2 protein-coding genes and 2 pseudogenes are annotated in these 3,626 nt (G+C 69.2%); 2 read left to right on the top strand and 2 right to left on the bottom strand.

The window, feature by feature from the left end:
- Positions 1 to 76 (bottom strand): annotated as a pseudogene (locus A9X04_RS30770) (translation initiation factor IF-1); the annotation flags it as partial.
- A gap of 274 nt (positions 77 to 350) precedes the next feature.
- Between A9X04_RS30770 and A9X04_RS01450 the strand changes: the two are divergent.
- Together A9X04_RS01450 and A9X04_RS01445 are read left to right on the top strand one after the other, a co-directional pair.
- Complete coding sequence (locus A9X04_RS01450) at positions 351 to 2,036, top strand: FAD-dependent oxidoreductase (RefSeq protein ID WP_067917041.1); 1,686 nt, start codon at positions 351 to 353, stop codon at positions 2,034 to 2,036.
- 4 nt (positions 2,037 to 2,040) lie between these two features.
- Positions 2,041 to 3,516, top strand: coding sequence for an ATP-binding protein (locus tag A9X04_RS01445; RefSeq protein ID WP_067917039.1), 1,476 nt, complete (start codon positions 2,041 to 2,043; stop codon positions 3,514 to 3,516).
- Between the two features lie 32 nt (positions 3,517 to 3,548).
- Here the strand turns inward: A9X04_RS01445 and A9X04_RS31240 are convergent.
- Positions 3,549 to 3,626, bottom strand: a pseudogene (locus A9X04_RS31240) (hypothetical protein); the annotation flags it as partial.

Raw genomic sequence — 3,626 nt, 5'->3', positions numbered from 1 at the left:
CAATGCGGAACATCGCATTGGGCAGGGGCTCGACCACGCGGCCCTCGACCTCTATGGCACCGTCCTTCTTGGCCATATCTGTTCAGCAATCCTCGTCTTTGGTTTCGTATCCTTGATGTGCGCCCATTCCGGCGCAGCATTCGCCCGACTAGCAACGTGAGCCAAGGGCAGGAAATTCCAGGGAATTCCTAAGACAGGGCACGCAAAAAGTCGGCGCGGATGACGCACCGTTGTCCCACGATACCTGGTCAGGGCCCCTGACCAAAATCGCGGACGGCGAAATCGAGTCGGCCGCCCAGCCGCCTCCTCGACCTGCCGCCAACGCCCTGACGAGGGCATACTTGAACCCGATGACGAGCCCCGCGAACCCCGCAGCCTCCTCCCTTCAACCTCGCAAGCCGGTCCTGCTGACTGTCGACGACGATCCCTCGGTCTCGCGCGCCGTCGCCCGTGATCTGCGTCGTCAATACGGTGACCGGCATCGGATCGTGCGGGCCGACTCGGGACCCGACGCCCTGGAGACGCTCAAGGAGCTCAAGCTGCGCGGCGAGACGGTCGCCGTGCTGATCGCCGACTACCGGATGCCGCAGATGAGCGGCATCGAATTCCTCGAGCAGGCGATGGACCTCTACCCGGCCGCGCGCCGCGTGCTGCTGACCGCCTACGCCGACACCCACGCCGCCATCGACGCGATCAACGTCGTCGACCTGGACCACTACCTGCTCAAGCCGTGGGACCCGCCGCAGGAGAAGTTCTATCCCGTCATCGACGGACTGCTGGACGCCTGGCGGGCGGCGCCGGAACACCCGATCCCGCACACCAAGGTGATCGGCCACCGCTGGTCCGAGCGGTCCTGGCGGGTGCGCGACTTCCTGGCCCGCAACGGGCTGCACTACTCGTGGTTCATGGCCGACGACCCCGACGGCCAGCGGCTGCTGAAGGCCGCCGGCGAGGACGGCCTGCGGCTGCCCGTCGTCGTCACCGAACGCGGCGACACCCTGGTCGAACCCACCGACGCGGAGCTGGCCGACACCCTGGGCCTGACCACCACGCCGTCGCAGGAGTTCTACGACCTGATCGTCGTCGGCGGCGGGCCCGCCGGCCTGGCCGCCGCCGTGTACGGGGCGTCGGAGGGGCTGCGCACGGTGCTCATCGAACGCACGGCGACGGGCGGTCAGGCGGGCCAGAGCTCACGGATCGAGAACTACCTCGGCTTCCCCGACGGGGTGTCGGGCGGCCAGCTCGCCGACCGGGCGCGGCGGCAGGCCGAGAAGTTCGGGGCCGAGCTGATCACCGCCCGCACCGCCACGGCGCTGGAGGTCAACGGCCCCAAGCGCACGGTGCGGTTCGCCGACGGCGGCTCGATCGACGCCCACGCGGTCATCCTGGCCACCGGCGTCGCCTACCGCCAGCTGCCGGCGGAGGGCTGCAGCGACCTGACCGGCCGCGGCGTCTATTACGGGGCGGCCGTCTCGATCGCGTCGGAATGCGCGGGCGAGGAGGTCTACGTCGTCGGCGGGGCCAACTCCGCCGGCCAGGCCGCGATGTACCTGTCCCGGGAGGCCAAGTCGGTGACCATCGTGGTGCGTGGCCCGTCGCTGGACGCCTCGATGTCCTACTACCTGATTCAGCAGATCAAGCAGCGGCCCAACATCACCGTGCGCACCTGCACGGAGGTGCACCGCGCCGTCGGCGACGACCACCTGGAGCGGCTCACCCTGGTCGACAACCAGACCGGGGAAACCCAGGAGGTCACCTGCGGGCGGATGTTCATCTTCATCGGCGCCGCGCCGCGCACCGAGTGGCTGGACGGGGTGCTCGCCCGCGACAGCCACGGCTTCGTCCTCACCGGGCCGGACCTGCGCAACGTGTGCGGCTGGACGCTGGACCGCCCGCCCCACCACCTCGAGACCAGCGTGCCGGGGGTGTTCGCCACCGGCGACGTGCGGGCCGAGTCCGCCAAGCGCGTCGCGGCCGCGGTCGGCGAGGGATCGATGGCCGTGATGCTGGTGCACCGCTACCTGGCGGAATCGTGACGGCATGACCGCGCAAGTTCCTTGCGAGCCCGACGAGCTGCGCAGCCTGTTCCTGTTCGAGGCGCTCACCGACGAGCAGCTGGCGGTGTTGTGCGCCAACGGCCACATCGAGAACTACCCGCCGGGCCCGATCTGCGTCGAGGGCGAACCGGCGACCTGCCTCTACGTCCTCCTAGACGGCGAGCTGGTGATGTCGAAGCTGTCGGGCGGCCAGGACATCGAGACCAACCGGACCTCGCAGCGCGGGGTGTATTGCGGCGCGTGGCGGGCGTTCACCGGTCAGCCCCAGCACCAGAGCTACGACGCGACGGTGTACGTCACCAAGCCGTCGCGGTTCTTCGTGCTCGACGCGCCCGCGTTCGCCCGGTTCATGAAGGACCAGTTCCCGATGGCCGTCCACCTGCTCGACGGGATGGCGGTCGGACTCGAACGGACCCGCCGGATCATCGACAACCGGGAGAAGCTGCTGGCGCTGGGCCAGTTGTCCGCCGGGCTGACCCATCAGCTGAACAACCCCGCCGCGGCCACCGTCCGCGCGGCCTCGGAGCTGCGCCAGCGGGTCGCCGGCATGCGCCAGAAACTCGGGATGCTCGCCGACGGGACCGTCAGCCCGGAGGCGCTGCGGGCGCTGGTGCGCCTGCAGGAGGAGGTCGCCGCCCAGGTCGCCAAGGCGGCGTCGGCGAACCTGACCGCCATCGAGACCGCCGACTGCGAAGACGCCGTCGGCGAATGGCTCGACGGCCACGGCATCGAGGGCGGCTGGGACATCGCGCCCACCTTCGTCGAGGGGGGCATCGACACCGATTGGCTGGAGCGCATCGCCGCGGCCACCGAGGAGCTCGGGGCGTCGGCGTCGCTCGAGAAAGCCATCCGGTGGCTGACGTACACCGTCGAGAGCGAGCTGCTGCTGAACCAGATCCTGGAGGCGAGCAAGCGGATTTCGGCGCTGGTCGCCGACGCCAAACAGTATTCGCAGATGGACCGTGCCCCCTTCCAGGTGGCCGACATTCACGAACTGCTGCGCAGCACGCTGGTGATGTTCGCCGACCGGCTGGGCCGGGATGCCGGCATCACGGTGGTCAAGGAGCTGGACCGAACTCTTCCCGAAATCCCTTGCTATCCGGGCGATCTCAACCAAGTCTGGACCAACATCATCGACAACGCGATCGCCGCGATGGGCGACGCGGGCGGCACGCTGACCATCCGCACCTGCCGCGAAGGCGAGAAGATGGCGCGTGTCGAGATCTGCGACACCGGGCCCGGCGTGCCCGAGGACGTGCGCCAACGCATCTTCGAACCGTTCTTCACCACCAAGCCGGTCGGGGAGGGCACCGGCCTGGGGCTGGACCTGGCCTTCAACATCGTCGCCAAGAAACATCGCGGGGACCTGCGGGTCGAGTCCAAGCCCGGGGACACCCGATTCATCGTCTTGCTCCCCCTCGAGGCCCCGCCGATCGTGGACATGGAGCCTGCGGAATAGGGCCACCGCTGCGCCGGTTGGGAACAACCATGACCGATCAGCTCGCGCGCCTGAGCGGTGTGCTCGGGGGTGGTCAGGTACGGGTGTGCCCCGGCGCTGCGCTCCGCGGA

This window comes from Mycobacterium sp. E3247 (assembly GCF_001667785.1).
Classification (GTDB): Bacteria; Actinomycetota; Actinomycetes; order Mycobacteriales; family Mycobacteriaceae; genus Mycobacterium.
This window is presented reverse-complemented; position numbering and strand designations above follow the sequence as displayed.